This window comes from Psychromarinibacter sediminicola (genome assembly GCF_029168335.1).
Lineage (GTDB): Bacteria > Pseudomonadota > Alphaproteobacteria > Rhodobacterales > Rhodobacteraceae > Psychromarinibacter > Psychromarinibacter sediminicola.
In genome coordinates this window covers 1-21,462 of record NZ_JARGYC010000025.1, presented here as the reverse complement: position 1 = coordinate 21,462, position 21,462 = coordinate 1, and the positions used below count along the sequence as shown (strand labels likewise).

The following is a 21,462-nucleotide window of genomic DNA, read 5'->3' as shown; positions in this document are numbered from 1 at the left end:
TCGCGCGGTAGAGCGATCAGTGGCGCACATGAGCCTGCTGACATTCCTGCGCACCAACGCGCCCTTCCTCGGGGCCGGCGCGATCCTGACATTCTGTTCCAGTTTCGGGCAGACCTTCTTCGTGTCGGTCTTCGCGGGCGAGATCCGCGCGGCCTATGACCTGAGCCACGGGGCCTGGGGCGGCATCTATTCGGTGGCGACGATGTGCTCCGCCGCGGTGATGCTGTGGGCCGGCGGGCTGACCGACCGGTTCCGGGTGCGCGGGCTGGGGCCCTTCATGCTGGCGCTGCTGGTGCTGGCCTGCCTGATCATGGCGGCGTCGCCGGCGGTCTGGACGCTGGTTCTGTCGATCTTCCTGTTGCGGTTCCTGGGGCAGGGGATGATGAGCCATATCGCCTTCGTCGCCATGGCCCGCTGGTTCGTGGCGACCCGGGGGCGGGCCATCGCCATCGCGGCGCTGGGGTTTTCCTTCGGCGAGGCGGTGCTGCCGGTGTCCTTCGTGGCGCTGATGACGGTGGTCGACTGGCGCTGGCTGTGGGTGCTGGCGGCGGTGCTGCCGCTGGCGGCGATCCCGGCGCTGCGGCATTTCCTGAAGCTGGAGCGCACGCCGCAATCCATCGCGTCGGAAAGCCCGGCGGTCGGGATGCACGGGCGGTTCTGGACCCGGGGCGAGGCGCTGCGCCATCCGCTGTTCTGGATGATGGTGCCCGCGCTTTTGGGGCCGCCGGCCTTCGGCACGGCGTTCATCTTCCAGCAGGTGCATCTGGCCGGGGTGAAGGGCTGGGCGCATATGGAGCTTGTGGCGCTGTTCCCGATCTACACGGTGACCGCCATCGTGACCGTCTTCGTCGTCGGCTGGCTGATGGACCGGTTCGGGGCAGGGCGGCTGTTGCCGTTCTACCAGTTGCCGCTGGCGGCGTTCTTCCTTTTGATGTCGGCGGTGACGACGCCGTGGCTCGCGGCTTTCGCGATGCCGCTGTTCGGCATGACGCAAGGGTCGCTGAACACGATTCAGACCGGGTTCGGGGCCGAATTCTACGGCACCCGTCACCTGGGCTCGATCAAGGCGGCGATCGTGGCGACAGGCGTCCTGGGCTCGGCGCTGGGGCCGGGGCTGTCGGGGTGGCTGATCGACTTCGGGATGGACTTCGAGCAGCAGATGCCGTGGATCGCGGGCTATCACATCGCGGCGTCGGTGCTGGTCTGGGTGGGCGTGACCCGCGCGCGGCGGACGCTACCGGCGCCGGCGTAGATAGACGTAATAGGCCCCGGTGCCGCCGTGTTTCATGTGCGCCTCGGTGACCTGAAGGACGAGCTGTCGCAGCGGCGGGGCGTGCAGCCATTGCGGAACCTGGTGTTTCAGCACGCCGCGGCGCTCTGGCATCGGGCCGTCGGCGCCGCCGGAGCGGCCCTTGCCGGTGATCACCAGGACAAGGCGGCGGTCCTGCGCGTGGGCGTTCATGATGAAGCGGGTCAGCGCCGGATGCGCGCGATCGAGCGTCATGCCGTGCAGGTCGATCCGCGCCTCGGGCTCCAGCTTGCCACGCCGCATCCGCGTGTGGGCCTTGCGGTCCATGCGGACGGGCTGTGCGTGCAGATGCTCGCCGATGCCGGGGGCGAGGTCGTGGGGCAGGGCGGTGTCGGTGCGTTTCTCGCCGATGCGGAAGGCGGGGATGCCGTTGGTTTGCGGCTGCGGCTTGGGCTGTTCCACGGCCTCGGCCGCGGTCTGCGTCTTGCGCTTGGGGTGGAGGGGGGCCGTCTGGTCTGCGATCCGGTTCCAGAGGGCCTGTTCGTCCGCGGTCAGCTTGCGCGGGCGTTTCGTCATCCTGCCCCCTCTGGCGCAAGGGCATAGGCACGCTGGATCGGCAGGAGCACGACCATGCGGCCCGGATCGCGCGTCTTGCCGGCGTCGATACCGGCGTCGTCGCCGGTGCCGAAGAAGATGTCGGCGCGCTGGGCGCCCTTGATGGCCGATCCGGTGTCCTGCGCGATCATCAGGCGGCGCATCGGGGTGTCGCCGGCCTTTTCGATCCAGACGGGGGCGCCGAGCGGCACGTAATCGGGATCGACGGCGAGCGAGCGCATGGCGGTGATCGAGCGGTTCATCGCGCCGAGGGGGCCGCGGCTGGGTGGCACCTGGCTGACCTCGCGGAAGAACACGAAGGAGGGGTTGTGCCAGAGGAGCTTGCGCCCCGCCTCGGGGTTGCGTTTCACCCAGTTGCGGATGACCTGGGCCGAGACCTGGTGGCGGGTGTAGATGCCGCGGCGGACCAGCTCCTGCCCGACGGAGCGGTAATCGTGGCCGTTCTTGTCGGCATATCCGACGCGCAGGTAGCTGCCGTCCTCGAACTTCACGCGGCCGGAGCCCTGGATGTGCAGGAAGAACACGTCGACGGGGTCGTCGATCCAGGCGATCTCCAGCCCCTTGTCGTCGAGCACGCCGTCCTCCTCGATCTCGCGGCGGGTGTAGTAGAGCTGTCCGTTCAGCTCGTCGGGCTTGCGGTAGAGCGGATAGCGGTATTTGTCCGTCCTCTCGCGCGAGCCGTTCAACTCGGGCTCGTAATAGCCGGTGAAGAGGGTGGGGGTGCCGTCCTCGATCAGGACGGGGCGGAAGAACAGCTCGAAGAAGGTGCGGGCGTTCTTCTGGTTGGTGGCCAGGGCGCAGAGCGATAGCCAGTCGGGGTCGCGCATGTCGGGGCAGGTTTCCTTGAACACGTCGAGCGCGGCGGCGTGGTCGTCGTGTTCCCAGCCTTTCAGCTCGTCGAAGCTGAGGACCGTATAGCTCGGGTCGTCCGCCGCCCGGGCGGGTTCCGTCACGGCGAGACCCGCGACGACGGCCAGCACCCGGGCAAGACCGGTCATTCCCCGGTGGCGACCAGTTTCCAGTTGGGGTCGTCCGCGCCCATGACGCGGGCAAACGTCCAGCTGTCCTTCTGGCGCTTGATCTGGTTGGGATCGCCCTCGATGATCTCGCCGGCCTTGTTGCGGACCACATAGGTCAGCTCGCCGACGAAACGCACGGTGATCTCGGCCTCCTGGCTGTCGCGGTCGAAGGAGGCGTGGGTCAGCGCGACATCGCGGACGCCGACGAAATTCGCCTCGATCGTCAGGCCCTGATCCTCGCGCTCGCCGATGACGTCGACGAAGGCCTGGTGAACCTCATCCGAGAGGAACGGCGCGACCTGCTCGATCTCGCCCCGCTCGAAGGACATCAGGATCATCTCGTAGGCGCCGCGCGCGCCCTGCAGGAATTCGGTCACGGAAAAGCCGGGTTCGACCAGCTTCATCGCGGCCAGCGCGCGGGCATCGTCGGAATCGTCCTCGACATGGTCGGTGATGTCGCGGTCCGGGCCGCCCTCGATCACTTCGAGGTCGGGGACCTGGCGACGCTCGGTGCTGGAAACCGGGGCCGGGGGCTTCTCATAGCCTTCGCGGGTCCCCAGCACACTGCGCAGACGCAGAATGAGGAAAACCGCGATACCGGCCAGGACCAGAAGCTGAATGATGGCGGAACTCATCGGACCTCTTTCGTGAGCGCTGGTGGCATTCGCCACATGTCGGACATATGTAAGGGCTGGCGGTCGGCAAGTCCACCGCAGCAACGGGCTGGTACACGAGGATATCATGTGGCTTTTCGCGCTTTTCGTCGCGGTTCCCCTGATCGAAATCGCGCTGTTCATCCAGGTGGGCGGGCTGATCGGATTGTGGCCGACGCTGGCCATCGTGGTGATCACCGCGCTGCTGGGCACATGGCTGGTGCGGCAGCAGGGGGTGCGTGCGCTGAATGACGTGAAACGCTCCTTCAACGAGCTTGACGATCCGTCCGAACCGCTGGCGCATGGCGCGATGATCCTGTTCTCGGGCGCGCTGCTGCTGACGCCGGGGTTCTTCACCGACGCCGTCGGCTTCGCGCTTCTGGCGCCGCCGGTGCGCGCGGCCGTCTATCGGTTCATCCGAGCCCGCGTAAAGGTGCAGCACTTCGAGGTTCGCGGCGCCGATCCGGCCCGGCGTCCGCCGCGGCCCGGGACGCGCGGACCGGTCATCGACGGCGATTACGAAGACGTGACCCCGGAGACCGGGCGCCCCTCGCGGCCCGGCAACTCGGGCTGGACGCGGCATTGAGGCTTGCATGGCAAGGTGCTAATGGGCACCGAGCCTTTTTACCCGAGGAGAGACGACATGGCGGAGACCGGCGACAACGCCCCCGCAGGTAACGGCGAGGCCGCGCCGCAGCAGCAACAGTCGGGGCCGCAGATGCGCATCCTGGCGCAGTTCGTGCGCGACCTGTCCTTCGAGAACATCCTGTCGCAGAAGGGCCTGTCCGGCGAGGTCAAGCCGCAGGTCCAGGTGCAGGTGGGCCTGGACGCCAAGAAGCGTCAGCAGGAGCATCAGTACGAGGTCTCGACCAAGTACACGGTGACGTCGAAGAACCAGGGCACGGACGACACGCTGTTCGTGCTGGAGATCGACTATGCCGGTCTGTTCCACGTGGACAACGTGCCCGAGGACCAACTTCACCCGTTCCTGATGATCGAGTGCCCGCGGATGCTGTTCCCGTTCGCGCGGCGGATCGTCAGCGACATGACCCGCGACGGCGGGTTCCCGCCCGTCAACCTGGACACGGTGGATTTCGTGGCGCTCTACCGTCAGCAGCTGCAGCAGCGGATGGCGGCGCAGCAGTCGCAGGGCGAGCAGCAGCCGAGCTGACGGCCGGGCGAGTCCGCGTCCCGGATCCGCTCCGGGATGCGGTGGGCCGCGTCACTTGTATTTCGACCAGACGGACTCCGGCCCCAGCGCCTCGATGAAGGCCGCGTGCGCGGCGGCCTCGGCCTCGGTGATCCGCGGCGGCAGGGGCTCGGGCCGCGGGCGCGGGCGCCAGGCACTGCCGTCGCCCCCGTCGGCGCCGCGCATCGGGCCGGAGGCCAGCACGAGGCCGGGCTGCCGGCCGCCGATCAGCTCCAGATAGACCTCCGCCAGGATCTCGCTGTCCAGCAGTGCGCCGTGCAGCGTGCGGGCGGAGTTGTCGATGGCGAAGCGGCGGCAGAGCGCGTCGAGCGAAGCGGGCGAGCCGGGAAACTTCTTGCGCGCCATCATCACGGTGTCGATCGCCTGATCCAGCGGCAGGGGCGCGCGGCCCATCCAGTGCAGCTCGGCATTGAGGAATTTCATGTCGAAGGGCGCGTTGTGGATCACCAGCTTGGCGTCGCCGACGAAGTCGATGAAGGCGTCGCCGATCTCGCCGAATTTCGGCTTGTCGGAGAGGAATTCGGTCGAGAGGCCGTGAACCTGGAACGCCTCGTCGGGCATGTCGCGTTCGGGGTTGATGTACTGGTGATAGGTGCGGCCCGTCGGCACGTGGTTGAACAGTTCCACGCCGCCGATTTCCACGATCCGGTCGCCGGTATCGGGTTCAAACCCCGTCGTTTCCGTGTCGAGCACGATTTCCCGCATTGGCCTGCCTCCGGATGTCCCGCAGACAGGTTTGCACCTGCGCGCGCGCGTCTTCAAGAGTCCGCGTCTCGATGACGTGGTCGGCGCGGGCGCGTTTTTCGGCATCGGGCATCTGTTTGGCGAGAATCGTCTCGAATTGCGCCTCTGTCATCGTCCCGCGCGACAGCACGCGGGCGCGCTGGACCTCGGGCGGGGCGGAGACGACGACGACCGTGTCGACCCTCGCCTCGCCGCCGCCTTCGAGCAGGAGCGGGATATCGACGAGCACGATGGGCGCGTCGCTGTCCGCGATGAACCGCTGGCGGTCCCGGGCGACGAGCGGGTGGACGACGGCCTCGATCTGCCGCAGCGCGTCGGGGTCCTCGGCGATCCAGTCCTTCAGCGCGAGCCGGTCGACGGCGCCGTCGCGGATCGCCTGCGGGCGGAGCGCGCGGATCGGCTCGACGGCGTCGCCACCCTCGGCATACAGCCGATGCACGGCGGCATCGGCATCCCAGACCGGCACGCCCTGATCCGCGAACATTTTCGCGGTCGTGGTCTTGCCCATGCCGATCGAGCCGGTGAGGCCGATGACGAAGGGTTTCACGCCAGAACGACCTGCCGCGCTTCCTCGTCCACCTCGGGGCGGACGCCGAAGAACCGCTCGAAGGCAGGCGCGGCCTGGTGCAGGAGCATCCCCAGCCCGTCGACCGTGACACAGCCCATATCGGCCGCGCGGCGCAGGAACGTCGTTTCCAGCGGGTTGTAGACGAGATCGTTGACCACGGCGTCCGGGGCGAGCGCGTCGAGCGGCACACGGAACTCCGGCTTGCCCACCATGCCGAGCGACGTCGTGTTCACCACGGTCGCGGCGTCTTCGAGGATGTTGCCGGCCTGCACCCATTCGAAGACCGTCACCTTGTTGCCGAAATCGCAGCGCAGCGCATCGGCGCGGGTGCGGGTGCGGTTGGTGATGCGGATCTCGGGCGCGCCGGCCTCGATCAGCGAGGCGACGACGGCACGGGCGGCGCCGCCGGCGCCGATGACGGCGGCCGGGCCACCGCGCGGGTTCCAGTGCGGTGCGTTCTGGCGCAGGTTTTCGATGAAGCCGTAGCCGTCGGTGTTGTCGGCGTGGATCTTGCCGTCATGCCGGAAGATCAGCGTGTTCGCCGCCCCGATCAGCGCGGCGCGGTCGGTGACCAGATCGGCGACCGAGAGCATCAGCTCCTTGTGCGGGATCGTGACGTTGACGCCGACGAACCCGAGCCGGGGCAGCAGATGCACCGCCTCGTTCAGGTCGGCATGGGCGATGTCCATGGGGATGTAATGCCCCTGCAGCCCGTAGCGGTGCAGCCAGTGCGCGTGCAGCACCGGCGACTTGCTGTGCGCGACGGGCGATCCGATCACCCCGGCCAGCGGTATGCGTTGCAGGTCAGTCATCCCGGAAGAATCCCCCTAGTCGTCAGATAGCCCAGGATTTCGATGAGTGGCAGCCCCAGCACGGTGAAATAATCGCCATCGACCCGGGTGAACAAGCGGATGCCTTCCTCTTCCAGCTTGTATCCGCCGACGGAGCTCCGGATGCTTTCCCAGTTTCGCGCGACATAGTCGTCCAGGTACGTCTCCGACGGCTGGCGCATCTGCATTCTTACCACGCCGATATGGCGCCATTGCGGTTCGCCGTTCTCGTAGATCACGGCCGCGGAAAGAAGCTGATGACGCTTGCCGGCGAGCGCGTCCAGCTGGGCCCGGGCCTCGGCCGGGCTGTCCGGTTTCGTCAGAAGACGGCCGTCGAAGTTCAGCACCTGATCGCATCCGATCACCAGCGCATCCGGGTGCCGGGCGCTGCCGCGGCGCGCTTTCGCTTCGGCGAGGGCATCCGCGATGTCGCGGGGCGCGGCGCCGTCGGCCTGCATGGTGTCACGAATCGTGTCCTCGTCCACGCGGACCGGATCGGCGTCGAACGGGACGCCGGCGTTTTCCAGCAGCTGGCGGCGGATCGCGGAACCCGAGGCAAGAATGATCGGTTGCGGCATTGGGGGCAATTATGTGGATGACACGTGTGTGACGCAGGGGACGGGGTTTGGGTAACAGCCGCGTGACGGCGTGTCACGGGAAGACCGGGCGGGTTCGCCGGCACAGCCCCCTCGTTCTTCAACGTGCGCAACGCAGTTCGGGGTGCTGGGGATTGCGGCTTCGGTATCGAGTATTACCCAGAGTTGTTCACAGACTTCCGTAGCGGCAGGTTAAGGTTTAACTATCTGAAAACATTTGACTCTTTCCGCACAACACAGCGTTGATCCGGGGCGGGCTGGACGAGTTTCCCCCAGGGGATAACAGGGTGAATAAACCAATAATCCCCACTATCCCCAGCCCCTACAAACACATCAACTTTTCTTTTCTATATATTTTCTTATGAAGGGGGCCCGGACCAAGGAGGCGACCACGTGATTTACGATTTCCTGTTCTGGTTCTACCCGTGGACCAAGAGCCTGCACGTGATCTCGGTCATCGCCTGGATGGCGGGGTTGTTCTATCTGCCCCGCCTGTACGTCTATCACACCGAACAGGTCGAGGCCGGGTCGGGGACCGACGAGATGTTTCAGACCATGGAGCGGCGGCTGCTTCGGGCGATCATGAACCCGGCGATGATCGCGACATGGGTCTTCGGGCTGATGCTGGTCTTCACCCCCGGCATCGTCGACTGGAGCGCGGTCTGGCCCTGGACCAAGGCGGCCGCGGTGCTGGTGATGACATGGTTTCATCATTGGCTGGGCTACCGGCGGAAGGACTTCGTTAGCGGCGCCAATAGCCGGACCGGCCGGACCTTTCGCATGATGAACGAAGTGCCGACGCTGCTCCTGATCGTCATCGTGGTCTCGGTCATCGCTCGCCCGTTCTGACGCGGCGATTGACTTCGCCGCATCGCTTCCTTATGTGACCGCCAAGCGTGGCCGTCCGGCTGCATCGCATCTCCCACCCGACACCTGACCGTGCGCCGCCCTGCGGCCGGTCCGATGGATGTATTCCCATGAGCATAGAACGTCTGAACCTGTCCGACCTGAAGGCGAAGAGCCCGAAGGACCTCCTGTCCATGGCCGAGGAGCTGGAGATCGAGAACGCCTCGACCATGCGCAAGGGCGACATGATGTTCCAGATCCTGCGCGAGCAGGCCGAGGACGGATGGGAGATCGGCGGCGACGGCGTGCTGGAAGTGCTGCAGGACGGCTTCGGCTTCCTGCGGTCGCCCGAGGCCAATTATCTGCCCGGGCCGGACGACATCTATGTGTCTCCCGACATGATCCGGCAATTCTCGCTGCGCACCGGCGATACCGTGTCGGGCGTGATCCGCGGACCGTCCGAGAACGAGCGGTACTTCGCCCTGACCAAGGTCGAGGATATCAACTTCGAAGAGCCGGAGCGGGCGCGGCACAAGGTGGCCTTCGACAACCTGACGCCGCTTTACCCGGACGAACGGTTGCGGATGGAGATCGACGACCCGACCATCAAGGACCGATCGGCCCGCGTCATTGACCTGGTCTCGCCCATCGGCAAGGGCCAGCGCTGTCTGATCGTGGCGCCGCCGCGGACGGGCAAGACGGTGCTGCTGCAGAACATCGCGCATTCGATCGAGGCGAATCACCCGGAGTGCTACCTGATCGTTCTGCTGATCGACGAGCGTCCCGAGGAGGTGACCGACATGCAGCGCTCGGTGAAGGGCGAGGTGATTTCCTCGACCTTCGACGAGCCGGCGTCGCGCCACGTGGCCGTGTCGGACATGGTGATCGAGAAGGCGAAGCGTCTGGTCGAGCACAAGCGCGACGTCGTGATCCTGCTGGACTCGATCACCCGCCTGGGCCGGGCGTTCAACACCGTCGTGCCGTCCTCGGGCAAGGTGCTGACCGGCGGCGTCGACGCCAATGCACTGCAGCGGCCGAAGCGGTTCTTCGGCGCGGCGCGGAACATCGAGGAAGGCGGCTCGCTGACCATCATCGCGACGGCGCTGATCGACACCGGTTCGCGCATGGACGAGGTGATCTTCGAGGAATTCAAGGGCACCGGCAACTCCGAGATCGTGCTGGACCGCAAGGTCGCGGACAAGCGGGTCTATCCGGCGATGGACATTCTGAAGTCCGGAACCCGGAAAGAGGATCTGCTGGTGGAAGGCAAGGACCTGCAGAAGACCTATGTCCTGCGGCGAATCCTGAACCCGATGGGGACGACGGATGCCATCGAGTTCCTGCTGTCCAAGTTGAAGCAGACCAAGAACAACGGCGAGTTCTTCGATTCGATGAACACCTGACTTGTTGTTTCGAACAATGAGTTGATCCATGGATACGATCTTTGCCCTCGCAACGGCGCGCGGGAAGGCGGGCGTTGCGGTGGTGCGCGTGTCCGGCCCGCGCGCCTTTGCCGTGGTCGAAGCGATGTGCGGCGACGTTCCGCCGCCGCGCCAGGCGTCGATCCGCGCGGTCCGCGACGGCGACAGGGCGCTGGTGGACGAGGCGCTGATTCTCGTCTTCGCCGAGGGGCACAGCTTTACCGGCGAGGCGGTGGCGGAATTCCATCTGCACGGAAGCCCGGCCATAGTTGCGTCTGTCCTGCGGCGATTGGGGGAGTTCGACGGGCTGCGGCTGGCGGAGCCGGGCGAATTCACGCGCCGCGCGCTGGAAAACGACCGGCTGGACCTTGCCCGGGTCGAGGGGCTGTCGGACCTGATCGAGGCGGAGACCGAGGCGCAGCGCGTGCAGGCGATGCGGGTGTTCTCCGGGGCGCTCGGCGAGAAGGTGGAAGCCTGGCGGGCCAAGCTGATCCGGGCCTCGGCCTTGATCGAGGCGACGATAGATTTTGCGGATGAAGAGGTTCCCGAAGACGTCACGCCGGAAGTGTCGGCCTTGCTGGCCGAGGTTCGGGCGTCCTTGCGGGAGGAGCTGGACGGATCGCAAGTCGCCGAGCGGATCCGGGACGGGTTCGAGGTGGCGATCGTCGGCGCGACGAATGCCGGAAAGTCGACCTTGCTGAACCGCCTTGCGGGGCGGGACGCGGCGATTACGTCGGAGGTGGCCGGGACCACGCGCGATGTGATCGAGGTGCGGATGGACCTGAAGGGCCTGCCGGTGACGGTTTTGGATACCGCCGGGCTGCGCGAGACCACGGATGTCGTGGAAACCCTGGGAATCGACCGGGCGCGGCAGCGGGCGGAGCGGGCGGACCTGCGGGTTTTCCTGTTGTCCGCTCCGGGCGAGGAGCCGGGCCTGTCTCCGCAAGGGGACGATATCGTGGTGGTCGGGAAATCGGATTCGGGCGTGGGCGACGTTTCGGGTAAGACGGGGGCCGGCGTGGACGGCTTGGTCGACCGGATAACGTCGGTGTTGGAGCGTCGGGCCTCCGGCGTGGGCGTGGCGATACGGGATCGGCACCGGCGCGCCTTGGCGGAGGCGGTGGCCTTTCTGGATGGGACGATGGCGGAGTTGAGTTCGGGGATCGAAACGGCGGATATGGCGGCGGAACGAATGCGGTTGGCGATTGTTGCGTTGGATTCCCTTGTCGGGCGCGTTGACGTGGAGCATATACTCGACGAGATCTTCGCGAACTTCTGTCTTGGAAAGTGAGGGGTGTTTCACGTGAAACATTCTGACATCGACGTTGCCGTGATAGGCGGAGGCCATGCGGGTGTCGAAGCCGCCCTGGCCTCTGCGCGCTCGGGGGCGCGTACGGTCCTGGTGTCGCTGACCCGCGACGGGATCGGCGTGATGTCCTGCAATCCGGCGATCGGTGGGCTGGGCAAAGGGCACCTGGTCCGCGAGATCGACGCCATGGACGGGATCATGGGCCGGGCCGCGGATGCGGCAGGCATCCAGTTCCGGCTGCTCAATCGGCGCAAGGGGCCGGCGGTTCAGGGGCCGCGGGCGCAGGCGGACCGGCAGCTGTATCGCGCGGCCATTCAGTCTGCTGTGGACCGGCAGGAGAACCTCACGCTCGTCTATGGCGAAGCGACGGACCTGTTGATGACGGATAATCACGTGACAGGTCTCGAACTCGCCGACGGCAGCCGCATCGCATGCGGTGCGGTCGTGTTGACCACGGGCACCTTCCTGCGCGGCGTCATTCACATGGGCGAGGAGTCGCGTCCCGGCGGACGGATCGGCGACAAGCCGTCGGTGCGTCTTGCCGAACGGATCGACGGTTTCGGTCTGCCTATGGGGCGGTTGAAAACCGGCACGCCGCCGCGGCTGGACGGGGAGAGCATCGATTGGAGCATCCTCGACAAGCAACCCGGCGACGATGCGCCGGTGATGTTCTCCTTCCTGTCCAAGGGTCCGCAGGTGCCGCAGGTCTCCTGCGCGATCACCCATACCAATGCGCGGACGCATGATCTGATCCGCGCGAACCTGGACAAGTCCGCGATGTATGGCGGGCGCATCGACGGCGTCGGTCCACGGTATTGCCCCTCCATCGAGGACAAGGTGGTTAGGTTCGCCGACAAAACATCGCACCAGATCTTTCTGGAACCGGAAGGTCTGAACGACACGACGGTCTATCCGAACGGCATTTCGACCTCGCTGCCCGTGGATGTGCAGGAGGCCTATGTTCGGTCGATCCGCGGGCTGGAGAATGCGCGGATCCTGCAGCCGGGCTATGCCATCGAATACGACTACGTCGATCCGCGCGCCCTCGATCGGACCTTGGAGGTCCGGGATGTGCCGGGGCTGTATCTGGCCGGGCAGATCAACGGCACGACGGGGTATGAAGAAGCGGCGGGGCAGGGGCTCGTCGCCGGGCTGAATGCCGCGCGCGCTACGCGCGGTTTGGGTCCGGTGCGCCTTGGGCGCGAGCAATCCTATATCGGCGTGATGATCGATGACCTGGTGACGCGCGGCGTTTCGGAACCTTATCGCATGTTCACGTCTCGGGCGGAATTCCGGCTGTCGCTGCGGGCCGACAACGCGGATCAGCGCCTGACCCCGCTCGGGCTGGAGCTGGGATGCGTGTCGGAGGACCGGCGGATCGGCTTTCAGACGAAGATGGATGCGCTGGAGAATGGGCGGAAGACGTTGGAGCAATTCGACTTGTCGCCGTCCGAGGCGCGGAAGCGGAACCTGCCGGTTGGGCAGGACGGTCGACGCCGGAACGGGTTCGAACTTCTGGCCTTTCCGGACATCTCTTTCGAGGATCTGATCGCCGTCGATGACGGGATAGCCGAGATCGCGCCGGAGATCCGCGAGCAGCTTGCGCGGGATGCGTTGTACGCCAACTATATCGAGCGGCAGAAGAAGGACGTCGAAACGATCCAGAGGGATGAGGAAAAGGAGATTCCGCGAGATTTCGGCTACGACAACCTGCAGGGCCTGTCCAACGAGCTGCGCGCCAAGCTGAAAGCGACGCGACCCGAGACGCTGGCGCAGGCGGGGCGCGTGGATGGGATGACTCCGGCCGCAATGACATTGATCCTGGCGAAGATCCGGCAAGGCCAGCGCCAGAAGTCGGCGTGATGTCCGGCATCGAGGCGTTCTGCGACCGGGTGAGTGTTTCACGTGAAACACTGGACAAGCTGTCAGCCTACGCTGCGCTCCTAGAGAAATGGAATCCGACGATCAACCTCGTCGCGGCCTCGACGCTGCCCGAGCTCTGGACGCGGCATTTCCTGGAATCCGCGGCCGCCTTCGAGGCCGCGAACCAATCAGACGGCGCATGGGTCGACCTAGGAACCGGCGGCGGGTTCCCCGGCGCCGTTGTCGCGATCCTGGCGCAGGAGAAGGCGCCAGACCTCAAGGTCACCTGCATCGAGGCCGATCTGCGCAAGGCCAGCTTTCTGCGAAGCCTCAGCGCCACCGTCGGAACGCCGTTCCATATCCTGTCGCGCCGCATCGAGGACGCACCGCCGCAACAGGCGCAAATCGTTTCCGCCCGCGCGCTCGCGCCGTTGCACCGCCTCCTCGACCACGCGCTGCGCCACCTGGTGCCGGACGGCCGCGCGATCTTCCTGAAAGGCGAGTCCTGGCGCGCGGAAGTCGAAGAAGCGCTTGAAACCTTCCGGTTCTCGGTCGAAAACAGACCAAGCCCCACCCATCCCGGATCTGCGATTCTCGTTGTCGGAGACATCTCGCGTGCTTGACGCCATTCGCCCCAAGGCCCCCAAGATCATCGCCATTGCCAACCAGAAGGGCGGCGTCGGCAAGACGACGACGGCCATCAACCTCGGCGCGGCGCTTGTCGACGACGGTTATCACGTTCTGCTGGTGGATCTCGATCCGCAGGGCAACGCCTCGACGGGGCTGGGAGTGGAGCCGGCCGACCGCGAGTTGACGACATACGACCTGCTGCTGGAGGACGCCGACCTCAACCAGGTGATCCGGACGACGAATATCGACGGGCTCTGGATCACGCCGGCGACGACCGATCTCAGCTCGGCCGATATCGAGATGGTAGCGAACGAAAAGCGCAGCTATCTCCTGCACGATGCCTTGCGGCAGACGGCGATCGACAAGTACGATCTGGATTTCATTCTGATCGACTGCCCGCCATCGCTCAGCCTTCTGACGGTCAATGCCATGGTGGCGGCGCATTCCGTGCTGGTCCCGCTGCAATCGGAATTCTTCGCGCTGGAAGGCCTGTCGCAGCTGATGCTGACGATTCGCGAGGTTCGGCAATCGGCGAACCCGAACCTGCGGATCGAGGGGGTCGTCCTGACGATGTACGATGGCCGGAACAACCTGTCGCAGCAGGTCGAGAACGATGCGCGCGACAATCTCGGCGAGCTGGTCTTCCGGACGGTCGTGCCCCGGAACGTGCGGGTCAGCGAGGCGCCGTCCTATGCGGTTCCCGTGCTGGAATACGATCCCGGATCCAAGGGAAGCCAGGCGTACCGCGCGCTGGCGCAGGAACTGGTGAAAAGAAACCTCGCGGTCACGAGCTAGAAGGGTCAGGGAATGTCGGAGAAAAAGGCCGAACGGCGCGGATTGGGGCGGGGTCTGTCGGCGCTGATGGCGGATGTCCCGACCGCCCCGGCGGACTCGGACGCCCCGGCGCGGCCGCCGGCGCCGGACCGCATGGTGCCGGTCGAGCAGATCCGGCCGAACCCGAACCAGCCCCGGAGGCAATTCGCCGAGGAGCGGCTATCGGAACTGGCGCAGTCCATCGAGGAAAAGGGGATCATCCAGCCGCTGATCCTACGGCCGGTGGATGACGGGATGTACGAGATCGTCGCCGGCGAACGCCGCTGGCGCGCGGCCCAGATGGCGCGGCTGCACGAAGTGCCCGCGCTGATCCGCGAATACGACGACACCGAGGTCCTGGAAGTCGCGATCATCGAGAACATCCAGCGGGCGGACCTGAACCCGGTCGAAGAAGCGACCGGCTATCGCCAGCTGATGGACCGGTTCGGCCATACCCAGGAGAAGATCGCAGACGCGCTGGGCAAGAGCCGCAGCCATATCGCGAACTCCCTGCGTCTGCTGTCCTTGCCGGAGGAAGTGCAGGAGATGCTGGGCGAGGGCAAGCTGACCGCCGGGCATGCGCGCGCGCTGATCACGACGGAAAAGCCGCTGGAGCTGGCGCGGACGGTCGTGGCCAAGGGCCTGTCGGTGCGCGAGACCGAAAAGCTGGCGCGGAAGGTCGAGCACCCGGCGCCGAAGAAGCCCGCGGCTCCGGCGACGGAGAAGGACGCGGATACCAAGGCGCTGGAACAGGATCTCTCGGCGGCCATCGGGCTGAAGACGCGGATCGACCACAAGTCCGGCGGCGAAAGCGGGCGGGTGACGATCGAATACGGGTCGCTCGACGAGCTGGACGAGCTGTGCCGTGTCCTGTCGCGGGGACGCTAGGCGAGCAGTTCCCGAAGGATCGCGTTCAGGAGCGGCCGGCCCTTGCGGGTGACGCGCAGCGTCGCGTCCGACGTCTCGATCAGGTCGAGCTCCGCGAGGCGGGCGAGGGCCGTGTCCGAGATATCCTGCCCGGCGATCCGGCGATAGCGGTCGCGGTCGATCCCCTCGGACAGCCGTAATCCCATCATGGCGTATTCGAGGGCCTGCTCGTTGGGCGGCACGACATCGCGATTGGCCTCGCCGCTGCCGGTGCGCGCGACCCGATCCAGCCACGCCCCGGGCGCGAGCGGCGTATCGGTGGCGTAGCGCGTGCCGGAGAAGGTCATGCGGCCGTGCGCGCCGGGGCCGATGCCGATGTAATCCCCGCCGCGCCAGTAGATCAGGTTGTGCCGGCTCTCTGCGCCCGGACGGGCGTGGTTGGAGGTCTCGTAGGCGGACAGGCCGGCGGCATCACAGATATCCTGCGTGGCAAAGTACATGTCGGCAGCGACATCGTCGTCGGGCAGGCCGCGCAGCAGGCCGCGATCGTGGCGGGCGCCGAAGGCGGTGCCGGGCTCGATGGTAAGCTGGTAGAGCGAGAGATGGTCCGCGGCCATCGATAGCGCCTCGGTCAGCTCGGCCTGCCAGCCGGAGAGCGTCTGGTTCTGGCGGGCATAGATTAGGTCGAAGCTGACGCGCTCGAAGGTGGCGCGCGCAATGTCGAGCGCCGCGCGCGCTTCGGCGACGGAGTGCAGGCGGCCGAGGGCGCGAAGGTCCGGGTCGTTCAGCGCCTGGACACCGAGAGAGACGCGGTTGACGCCGGCCTCGCGGAAGCCGCGGAAGCGGGCGGCCTCGACGGAACCGGGATTGGCCTCCAGCGTGATCTCGATATCATTCGCCGGGGTCCAGGTATCGAAGATCGCCTCCAGCACCGAGGCCACGACATCCGGCTGCATCAGGCTGGGCGTGCCGCCGCCGAAGAACACGGTGCCGAGAACGCGGCCGGAGGTTTCGGCGCCCGCGCGGCGGATTTCCGAGATATAGGCATCGCGCCAGCGGGTCTGGTCGATACGCTCGGCCACATGCGAGTTGAAGTCGCAATAGGGGCATTTCGACTGGCAGAACGGCCAGTGGATATAGAGCCCGAAGCCGCCCTCTTGCCAGGGCTCAGGCGAAACAGGCGTGGACAAGTTTGCGGAAAGCGTCGGCACGGTGGCTCATCGCGTGTTTGCGGGCGGGGTCCATTTCGCCGAAAGTCTCGGTTTCGCCATCGGGCAGGAAGACGGGATCGAAGCCGAAGCCCTGATCGCCGCGCATCGGCCAGACGACCTGGCCCCGGACCTTGCCCTCAAACATCTCGTCATGCCCGTCGGGCCATGCAAGGCATAGCGTGCAATTGAAGGCGGCGCGGCGCGGGGTAGGGGCATCGCGCTCTTCCAGCAGGGTCCAGACCTTTTCCATCGCCATCGGGAAGTCGCGGCCGTTCCCGGTTTCGGCCCAGTCGGCGGTATGCACGCCGGGGGCGCCGTCGAGCGCATCGACGGTGATGCCGCTGTCGTCGGAGAGGGCCGGAAGGCCGGAGCCTTTCGCCGCATGATGCGCCTTGATCCGGGCGTTGCCGGCAAAGCTGTCTTCGGTCTCTTCCGGCTCGTCCAGGCCGAAATCGGCGGCGGAGGCGACCTCTACCCCGAACGGCTCCAGGAGCGCCCGAATCTCGCGGATCTTGCCGGCGTTATGCGAGGCGATCACCAGCTTGTCGCCCTCGAACCGGCGCATCAGGCGACGGCTGCCTTCTGCGCCGCCACCAGCTCGCCGACGCCTTTCGATGCGAGGCCCAAAAGCTCGCCCATCTCCTCGGTGGAGAAGGTCGCCCCCTCGGCCGCCATCTGCACCTCGATCAGCCGGCCGGATCCGGTGAGGATGAAATTGCCGTCGACCCCGGCCTCGCTGTCCTCGGGATAGTCGAGGTCGAGGATCGGCTGGCCGGCATAGATGCCGCAGGAGACGGCGGCGACGTGATCGGTGAGCGGGTCGGAGATCACATCTCCCGATTTCATTAACTTGTTCACGGCAAGGCGCAAAGCGACCCAACCGCCGGTGACCGAGGCGCAGCGGGTGCCGCCATCGGCCTGGATTACGTCGCAGTCGATGGTGATCTGCCGCTCGCCCAGCGCGACGCGGTCGACGCCGGCGCGCAGGGCGCGGCCGATCAGTCTCTGAATCTCCTGCGTGCGGCCCGACTGACCGTTCTTCGCCTCGCGCCGCATCCGGGTGTTGGTCGCGCGCGGCAGCATCCCGTATTCCGCCGTGACCCAGCCGAGGCCGGTATTCTTCAGGAAGGGCGGAACGCGCTCTTCCAGCGAGGCGGTGCAGAGCACGCGGGTGGCGCCGCAGGAGATCAGGCAGGATCCTTCGGCATGGCGCGTGTAATCGGTTTCGATGGTTATCTCGCGCATCTGATCGAGCGCTCTGCCAGAGGGTCGCATTCGGTTCCTTCCATTCGGGTCGGGCGATGCTTACCTGTGGCCCATGACGAGACGCAAGCCCGATTGACGCGGCGCCGCAATCCCCTTTAATACCGACGGTTCCTCGACATGACCGAGATGACGGACACATCGCGTATCCTTTCCGAGATGAACGACCGCAGCCGCGAAGTCTTTCGCCGGGTGGTCGAAGGCTATCTGGAAAGCGGCGAGCCGGTGGGATCGCGGACGCTGACGCGGACGATGAGCGAAAAGGTCTCGGCCGCGACGATTCGCAACGTCATGCAGGACCTGGAATATCTGGGCCTGCTGGACAGCCCGCATGTGTCGGCCGGGCGGATTCCGACGCAGACGGGGCTGCGCATGTTCGTCGACGGGCTTCTGGAGGTCGGCGAGCTGGATTCGGACGTGCGCGACAAGATCGACTCGACGCTCGGTTCCAATCAACAGGACGTGACCGCGCTTCTCGACAAGGTGGGCAGCGCGCTGTCGGGCGTGACGAGCGGCGCGAGCCTGGTGCTGGCGCCGAAGCACGAGGCACCGATCAAGCATATCGAGTTCGTGTCCTTGCAGCCCGACCGGGCGCTGGTCGTGCTGGTCTTCGCCGACGGGCATGTGGAGAACCGCGTGTTCCATCCGCCGGTGGGCCAGACCCCGTCGTCGCTGCGCGAGGCGGCGAATTTTCTGAACGCGATCGCCGAGGGGCGGACCCTGACCGAGCTGCGCGCGGGGTTCGAAGCCGAGATCGTCAAGCGCCGGCAGCAGCTGAACGACCTGGCCCGCGATCTGGTCGAGAACGGGCTGGCGATCTGGGAGAACGAGGGCGACCGCTACGAGCGGCTGATCGTGCGCGGGCGGGCGAATCTGCTGGGCGAGGAACAGGAGGCCGAGGACCTGGAGCGCATCCGCAACCTGTTCGACGACCTGGAGCGGAAACGCGACATCGCCGAATTCCTCGAACTGGCCGACGAAGGCGAGGGTGTGCGCATTTTTATCGGCTCGGAGAACAAGCTTTTCTCACTTTCGGGTTCCTCTCTGGTGGTGTCTCCTTATATGAACGCTGACCGAAAGATCATCGGCGCCGTTGGCGTGATCGGGCCGACGCGGCTGAATTACGGGCGCATCGTGCCGATCGTGGACTATACGGCGCAACTGGTCGGGCGACTGATTTCCGACCGCGGGTAAGAGGGTAACATGGCAGAGCAGAAACGCGACGATATGCCGGACGAGGACCTGAGCACGCTGGACGAACTGGCGGCCGAAGAGCCCCACGAGGATGAGCTTGTCGCCGCCGACGAGCTTCACCAGCTGCGGGCCGAGCGCGACGACATGCGCGAGCGCTTCATGCGGGCGCTGGCGGATGCCGAGAACGCGCGCAAGCGCGGCGAGCGCGACCGGCGCGAGGCCGAGAAATACGGCGGATCCAAGCTGGCGCGCGACATGCTGCCGGTCTACGACAACCTCGCACGCGCCCTGGAGGCGGCGGACGAGGCGACGCGCGCCGAAAAGAAGGCGCTGATCGAGGGGATCGAGCTGACCATGAAGGAGCTGCTCAACGTCTTCTCGAAGCACGGCATCGAGATCGTGCAGCCGGCGGTGGGCGACAAGTTCGACCCGCAGCTGCACCAGGCGATGTACGAGGCGCCGGTGCCGGACACCAAGGCCGGCGACATCATCCAGGTCAGCCAGGTGGGCTTCATGATCCACGACCGGCTGTTGCGGCCGGCGCAGGTGGGCGTGAGCTCGACGCCGGCGAGCTGACCGGCGCGTTTCACGTGTGACATCGGCCGCGGAAGCGAGGGGCCAGCCCCTCGCGCTCCCCGGGATATTTTCGGCCTTATGTAGCAAACGCACCAACTGAATTATACCTGCGTGACGTGCGACAGGCTAAGGTATGGCTCGTATATTCAAGATAGCATCCATACACAGGCCCATGCAGGACAAGACGATCAACAACGCGCTGCTGGCGCTGCGGCGGCAGATCGACAGGGACAACCTGGACGGCATGGATCACGTTGAGGCGCTGCTATCCCTGCGCGGTGTCCCCATTCCTCGTCTGTCGCCCGCCAGAAAACCGGACGTGGCCGGTAAGGGCGTCATGGCGCGCATGATCATAGAGGCTCTGCAAGCCGGCCACAGCACACAGAGCGGGGTAACGGCCCATGTGGCCGCGCGGCGGCCGGACCTCAGCGAGTGGGACGCGTACCGGCGCACGTCGCTTTGTCTGGCGAGGTTAAAGCGGTCGGGGAGGGTGGTGCGAGAGGGGCGGGCGTGGAGGCTTGCCAACAAGGGGGTAATTATGGCCTAGTCTCCCCTCGGGAGGACATTAACAAGTGGCGGCCATAGATATCGTTGGGCAAGTGACTGGCGCTGCAAGCGCGACTGCCGGATTAATTTTAGTTTTCTTGGGCGCAACGTCGTCTGCCTTTGAGGCCTATCAACCACAGGAGCGACGCGCTGTAGTGGGTAAGTACAAATGGCGCGCCCATGTCGCTTTCGCGAGCCTGCTTGTGGCCATTGCTGCAGCAATATTCTCCATAATCGCGGATTGGATGAACTCAGGAGCGTTGGCAGCTTGCGCGTTTGCGCTATTGGCTCTTTCTCTTCTTGGCGTTCTATGGGCTGCGTACATTTCGGTGAAGGAGATTAGATAATGGGCCTGACCCTTGAAGCTGAGCAGCGGATGGAGGACGTAGGTGTCACCGCATTTTTTGAGGAAGATAGGGCCACGTGGATCGCGGTAGTCAGAGAAACCCGTGAGTTCATTGTGAACCAATTTCCAGACGGCGCGTTGATCCGCCGAGACGATGTGGCGAAAGCGCTCGTTCCGGTCTTAGAGGTTCACGAAGACTTCAAAGACTATCGCAATGCGCAGAAGCTTCGTGCTAAATACTGGATCAGAGATTTTGCCGATCTTCTCGTGGATCGAGCGTGGGACCACATGGAGCAAAGGGAGTAGACGAATGACAAAATCACAAGAAAATATCAAACGTTCGCAAGAGTTTATTCAGCGCATCATGAAGGAGCGCTTCGGACAAGATGTCCCCGATGAGGATCTTGAGCGTGCGGCGCGCGATCTGTGTGACGCTATCCCCGGTCGGGAAAAGGAAGCAGCTTAGGCCGCCCGCTGCCAATACCCCTTCCAGTTCCGGCTAACCGGCGCATCCATCGCGTTCGCGACCACCTTGCGGGCCAGCGCGCCGTTGGACAGGCGATGGTTGTTCTCCAGCCACGCGGCTTGGTTCGCGTACTGGTGAAGGTGCTGTGGGCTGACGTGGTGGTGCTGGCCTTCGACCATCCGGCGCAGGCGGGAGGAGTAGCTTTCCGCTTGGTTGGTGCAGGCGCCATCGGCGCTGTAAGCCAGCGAGTGGTTGATGCGGTTCACGGCCCAGCCCGCGTGCAGCATATCCCAATGGCTGGCCTCGTCCGCTGACATGGACGCCATGCGGTCCACGTTCTCGTTCGCCAGCGCCACGCCTTCGGCTTCGGTCCGGGTAACGAACGGCAGGGTGCGGCCCTTGCGCTGACGGAAGGCGACGACGACGCGGCGCTTGCCGGTCTGATGCTCTTTCAGGCGGCGGTCCTTCCGGTCTTCCTTGCGGTTCTCCGGGCGGACGTGACCGCCAAAGTAGGCTCCGTCTACCTCAACGTGGGTAAGCGCCGGGCCATCACCCTCGTTGTTTGAGGCACCTTTTCGTCCGAGGTGACACCTGCACAGCAGGAGGTGTCTCATGGATGGCGACGTA

General features: G+C 65.6%; 26 protein-coding genes. 15 read left to right on the top strand and 11 right to left on the bottom strand.

All coding sequences use genetic code 11. The features are described 5' to 3' along the window. Nucleotides 1-28 precede the first annotated feature (28 nt). Nucleotides 29-1,252 carry an MFS transporter gene (locus P1J78_RS11155; RefSeq protein ID WP_275567432.1) on the top strand — a complete coding sequence of 408 codons (1,224 nt, stop codon included), beginning with the start codon at nucleotides 29-31 and terminating at the stop codon, nucleotides 1,250-1,252. On the opposite strand, the gene P1J78_RS11150 is transcribed toward P1J78_RS11155, so the two are convergent. Genes P1J78_RS11150 through P1J78_RS11140 form a run of 3 tightly spaced genes read right to left on the bottom strand, consistent with a single transcriptional unit; the run spans nucleotide 1,235 to nucleotide 3,518 of the window. Further along, nucleotides 1,235-1,825: a Smr/MutS family protein gene (locus tag P1J78_RS11150; protein WP_275567431.1), complete on the bottom strand. Its 591-nt coding sequence runs from the start codon at nucleotides 1,823-1,825 to the stop codon at nucleotides 1,235-1,237. The genes P1J78_RS11155 and P1J78_RS11150 overlap by 18 nt on opposite strands. Then, nucleotides 1,822-2,862, bottom strand: coding sequence for a murein transglycosylase A (mltA, locus tag P1J78_RS11145; protein WP_275567430.1), 1,041 nt, complete (start codon nucleotides 2,860-2,862; stop codon nucleotides 1,822-1,824). The genes P1J78_RS11150 and mltA overlap by 4 nt, the downstream gene beginning before the upstream one ends. Continuing rightward, nucleotides 2,859-3,518, bottom strand: a complete 660-nt coding sequence (locus tag P1J78_RS11140) for a Tim44/TimA family putative adaptor protein (RefSeq protein WP_275567429.1) — start codon at nucleotides 3,516-3,518, stop codon at nucleotides 2,859-2,861. Before P1J78_RS11140 ends, mltA begins: the two co-directional genes overlap by 4 nt. A gap of 106 nt (nucleotides 3,519-3,624) precedes the next feature. On the opposite strand from P1J78_RS11140, the gene P1J78_RS11135 reads away from it, so the two are divergent. After that, a complete protein-coding gene (locus P1J78_RS11135; RefSeq protein ID WP_275567428.1) occupies nucleotides 3,625-4,122 on the top strand; it encodes an FxsA family protein in 498 nt (165 codons plus the stop codon). A gap of 57 nt (nucleotides 4,123-4,179) precedes the next feature. Continuing rightward, nucleotides 4,180-4,707, top strand: coding sequence for a protein-export chaperone SecB (secB, locus tag P1J78_RS11130; protein WP_275567427.1), 528 nt, complete (start codon nucleotides 4,180-4,182; stop codon nucleotides 4,705-4,707). Nucleotides 4,708-4,758: 51 nt separating this feature from the next. Here the strand turns inward: secB and dnaQ are convergent, their stop codons facing one another. From dnaQ to P1J78_RS11110, 4 genes are read right to left on the bottom strand one after another with little or no spacing between them, the layout of a single operon-like run. Further along, nucleotides 4,759-5,451 carry a DNA polymerase III subunit epsilon gene (gene dnaQ, locus P1J78_RS11125; RefSeq protein ID WP_275567426.1) on the bottom strand — a complete coding sequence of 231 codons (693 nt, stop codon included), beginning with the start codon at nucleotides 5,449-5,451 and terminating at the stop codon, nucleotides 4,759-4,761. Then, the gene (coaE, locus tag P1J78_RS11120; RefSeq protein ID WP_275567425.1) at nucleotides 5,411-6,037 is read right to left on the bottom strand and encodes a dephospho-CoA kinase; all 627 of its coding nucleotides are present in this window, start codon (nucleotides 6,035-6,037) and stop codon (nucleotides 5,411-5,413) included. The genes dnaQ and coaE overlap by 41 nt, the downstream gene beginning before the upstream one ends. Further along, complete coding sequence (locus P1J78_RS11115) at nucleotides 6,034-6,870, bottom strand: shikimate dehydrogenase (RefSeq protein ID WP_275567424.1); 837 nt, start codon at nucleotides 6,868-6,870, stop codon at nucleotides 6,034-6,036. Before P1J78_RS11115 ends, coaE begins: the two co-directional genes overlap by 4 nt. Further along, the gene (locus P1J78_RS11110; RefSeq protein WP_275567423.1) at nucleotides 6,867-7,466 is read right to left on the bottom strand and encodes a Maf family protein; all 600 of its coding nucleotides are present in this window, start codon (nucleotides 7,464-7,466) and stop codon (nucleotides 6,867-6,869) included. The genes P1J78_RS11115 and P1J78_RS11110 overlap by 4 nt, the downstream gene beginning before the upstream one ends. Nucleotides 7,467-7,880: 414 nt before the next feature. On the opposite strand from P1J78_RS11110, the gene hemJ reads away from it, so the two are divergent. The 7 genes from hemJ (at nucleotide 7,881) to P1J78_RS11075 (ending at nucleotide 15,254) form a co-directional block, all read left to right on the top strand. After that, a complete protein-coding gene (gene hemJ, locus P1J78_RS11105) occupies nucleotides 7,881-8,333 on the top strand; it encodes a protoporphyrinogen oxidase HemJ (RefSeq protein WP_275567472.1) in 453 nt (150 codons plus the stop codon). A gap of 128 nt (nucleotides 8,334-8,461) precedes the next feature. Then, on the top strand, nucleotides 8,462-9,733 hold the full coding sequence (rho, locus tag P1J78_RS11100; RefSeq protein WP_275567422.1) for a transcription termination factor Rho: 1,272 nt from the start codon (nucleotides 8,462-8,464) through the stop codon (nucleotides 9,731-9,733). A 28-nt stretch (nucleotides 9,734-9,761) separates the two neighbouring features. After that, nucleotides 9,762-11,042 carry a tRNA uridine-5-carboxymethylaminomethyl(34) synthesis GTPase MnmE gene (mnmE, locus tag P1J78_RS11095; protein ID WP_275567421.1) on the top strand — a complete coding sequence of 427 codons (1,281 nt, stop codon included), beginning with the start codon at nucleotides 9,762-9,764 and terminating at the stop codon, nucleotides 11,040-11,042. 12 nt (nucleotides 11,043-11,054) lie between these two features. Beyond that, the gene (mnmG, locus tag P1J78_RS11090) at nucleotides 11,055-12,923 is read left to right on the top strand and encodes a tRNA uridine-5-carboxymethylaminomethyl(34) synthesis enzyme MnmG (protein ID WP_275567420.1); all 1,869 of its coding nucleotides are present in this window, start codon (nucleotides 11,055-11,057) and stop codon (nucleotides 12,921-12,923) included. Continuing rightward, complete coding sequence (gene rsmG / locus P1J78_RS11085; RefSeq protein WP_275567419.1) at nucleotides 12,923-13,546, top strand: 16S rRNA (guanine(527)-N(7))-methyltransferase RsmG; 624 nt, start codon at nucleotides 12,923-12,925, stop codon at nucleotides 13,544-13,546. Before mnmG ends, rsmG begins: the two co-directional genes overlap by 1 nt. After that, entirely contained in the window at nucleotides 13,539-14,348 is an 810-nt protein-coding gene (locus P1J78_RS11080; RefSeq protein ID WP_275567418.1) for a ParA family protein, read from the top strand. Before rsmG ends, P1J78_RS11080 begins: the two co-directional genes overlap by 8 nt. A gap of 12 nt (nucleotides 14,349-14,360) precedes the next feature. Then, nucleotides 14,361-15,254: a ParB/RepB/Spo0J family partition protein gene (locus tag P1J78_RS11075; RefSeq protein WP_275567417.1), complete on the top strand. Its 894-nt coding sequence runs from the start codon at nucleotides 14,361-14,363 to the stop codon at nucleotides 15,252-15,254. On the opposite strand, the gene hemW is transcribed toward P1J78_RS11075, so the two are convergent. From hemW to rph, 3 genes are read right to left on the bottom strand one after another with little or no spacing between them, the layout of a single operon-like run. Then, nucleotides 15,251-16,423 (bottom strand): radical SAM family heme chaperone HemW, encoded by a 1,173-nt coding sequence (hemW, locus tag P1J78_RS11070; protein WP_275567416.1) that lies wholly within the window; start codon nucleotides 16,421-16,423, stop codon nucleotides 15,251-15,253. The two genes, P1J78_RS11075 and hemW, sit on opposite strands and share 4 nt — an antisense overlap. Beyond that, the gene (gene rdgB, locus P1J78_RS11065; RefSeq protein WP_275567415.1) at nucleotides 16,401-17,009 is read right to left on the bottom strand and encodes an RdgB/HAM1 family non-canonical purine NTP pyrophosphatase; all 609 of its coding nucleotides are present in this window, start codon (nucleotides 17,007-17,009) and stop codon (nucleotides 16,401-16,403) included. The genes hemW and rdgB overlap by 23 nt, the downstream gene beginning before the upstream one ends. Continuing rightward, nucleotides 17,009-17,719, bottom strand: a complete 711-nt coding sequence (rph, locus tag P1J78_RS11060; protein ID WP_275567414.1) for a ribonuclease PH — start codon at nucleotides 17,717-17,719, stop codon at nucleotides 17,009-17,011. Before rph ends, rdgB begins: the two co-directional genes overlap by 1 nt. A gap of 117 nt (nucleotides 17,720-17,836) precedes the next feature. Between rph and hrcA the strand changes: the two genes are divergently transcribed. The 5 genes from hrcA (at nucleotide 17,837) to P1J78_RS11035 (ending at nucleotide 20,835) form a co-directional block, all read left to right on the top strand. After that, complete coding sequence (hrcA, locus tag P1J78_RS11055) at nucleotides 17,837-18,901, top strand: heat-inducible transcriptional repressor HrcA (protein ID WP_275567413.1); 1,065 nt, start codon at nucleotides 17,837-17,839, stop codon at nucleotides 18,899-18,901. A gap of 9 nt (nucleotides 18,902-18,910) precedes the next feature. Next, nucleotides 18,911-19,477: a nucleotide exchange factor GrpE gene (locus P1J78_RS11050; protein ID WP_275567412.1), complete on the top strand. Its 567-nt coding sequence runs from the start codon at nucleotides 18,911-18,913 to the stop codon at nucleotides 19,475-19,477. Nucleotides 19,478-19,649: 172 nt separating this feature from the next. Further along, a complete protein-coding gene (locus P1J78_RS11045; protein WP_275567411.1) occupies nucleotides 19,650-20,024 on the top strand; it encodes a hypothetical protein in 375 nt (124 codons plus the stop codon). 345 nt (nucleotides 20,025-20,369) lie between these two features. Beyond that, nucleotides 20,370-20,675, top strand: coding sequence for a hypothetical protein (locus P1J78_RS11040; protein ID WP_275567410.1), 306 nt, complete (start codon nucleotides 20,370-20,372; stop codon nucleotides 20,673-20,675). A 4-nt stretch (nucleotides 20,676-20,679) separates the two neighbouring features. Beyond that, a complete protein-coding gene (locus tag P1J78_RS11035; protein WP_275567409.1) occupies nucleotides 20,680-20,835 on the top strand; it encodes a hypothetical protein in 156 nt (51 codons plus the stop codon). On the opposite strand, the gene P1J78_RS11030 is transcribed toward P1J78_RS11035, so the two are convergent. Then, nucleotides 20,832-21,462: IS1595 family transposase (locus P1J78_RS11030; RefSeq protein ID WP_275567408.1), on the bottom strand; the 631-nt coding region annotated here is incomplete at its 5' end. The two genes, P1J78_RS11035 and P1J78_RS11030, sit on opposite strands and share 4 nt — an antisense overlap.

Coding starts and splice junctions, on each gene's coding strand:
- P1J78_RS11155 (WP_275567432.1), top strand. CDS start 29: ATGAGCCTGCTGACATTCCTGCGCACCAACGCGCCCTTCCTCGGGGCC.
- P1J78_RS11150 (WP_275567431.1), bottom strand. CDS start 1,825: ATGACGAAACGCCCGCGCAAGCTGACCGCGGACGAACAGGCCCTCTGG.
- mltA (WP_275567430.1), bottom strand. CDS start 2,862: ATGACCGGTCTTGCCCGGGTGCTGGCCGTCGTCGCGGGTCTCGCCGTG.
- P1J78_RS11140 (WP_275567429.1), bottom strand. CDS start 3,518: ATGAGTTCCGCCATCATTCAGCTTCTGGTCCTGGCCGGTATCGCGGTT.
- P1J78_RS11135 (WP_275567428.1), top strand. CDS start 3,625: ATGTGGCTTTTCGCGCTTTTCGTCGCGGTTCCCCTGATCGAAATCGCG.
- secB (WP_275567427.1), top strand. CDS start 4,180: ATGGCGGAGACCGGCGACAACGCCCCCGCAGGTAACGGCGAGGCCGCG.
- dnaQ (WP_275567426.1), bottom strand. CDS start 5,451: ATGCGGGAAATCGTGCTCGACACGGAAACGACGGGGTTTGAACCCGAT.
- P1J78_RS11115 (WP_275567424.1), bottom strand. CDS start 6,870: ATGACTGACCTGCAACGCATACCGCTGGCCGGGGTGATCGGATCGCCC.
- P1J78_RS11110 (WP_275567423.1), bottom strand. CDS start 7,466: ATGCCGCAACCGATCATTCTTGCCTCGGGTTCCGCGATCCGCCGCCAG.
- rho (WP_275567422.1), top strand. CDS start 8,462: ATGAGCATAGAACGTCTGAACCTGTCCGACCTGAAGGCGAAGAGCCCG.
- mnmE (WP_275567421.1), top strand. CDS start 9,762: ATGGATACGATCTTTGCCCTCGCAACGGCGCGCGGGAAGGCGGGCGTT.
- rsmG (WP_275567419.1), top strand. CDS start 12,923: ATGTCCGGCATCGAGGCGTTCTGCGACCGGGTGAGTGTTTCACGTGAA.
- P1J78_RS11075 (WP_275567417.1), top strand. CDS start 14,361: ATGTCGGAGAAAAAGGCCGAACGGCGCGGATTGGGGCGGGGTCTGTCG.
- rdgB (WP_275567415.1), bottom strand. CDS start 17,009: ATGCGCCGGTTCGAGGGCGACAAGCTGGTGATCGCCTCGCATAACGCC.
- rph (WP_275567414.1), bottom strand. CDS start 17,719: ATGCGACCCTCTGGCAGAGCGCTCGATCAGATGCGCGAGATAACCATC.
- hrcA (WP_275567413.1), top strand. CDS start 17,837: ATGACGGACACATCGCGTATCCTTTCCGAGATGAACGACCGCAGCCGC.
- P1J78_RS11050 (WP_275567412.1), top strand. CDS start 18,911: ATGGCAGAGCAGAAACGCGACGATATGCCGGACGAGGACCTGAGCACG.
- P1J78_RS11045 (WP_275567411.1), top strand. CDS start 19,650: ATGCAGGACAAGACGATCAACAACGCGCTGCTGGCGCTGCGGCGGCAG.
- P1J78_RS11040 (WP_275567410.1), top strand. CDS start 20,370: ATGGGCCTGACCCTTGAAGCTGAGCAGCGGATGGAGGACGTAGGTGTC.
- P1J78_RS11035 (WP_275567409.1), top strand. CDS start 20,680: ATGACAAAATCACAAGAAAATATCAAACGTTCGCAAGAGTTTATTCAG.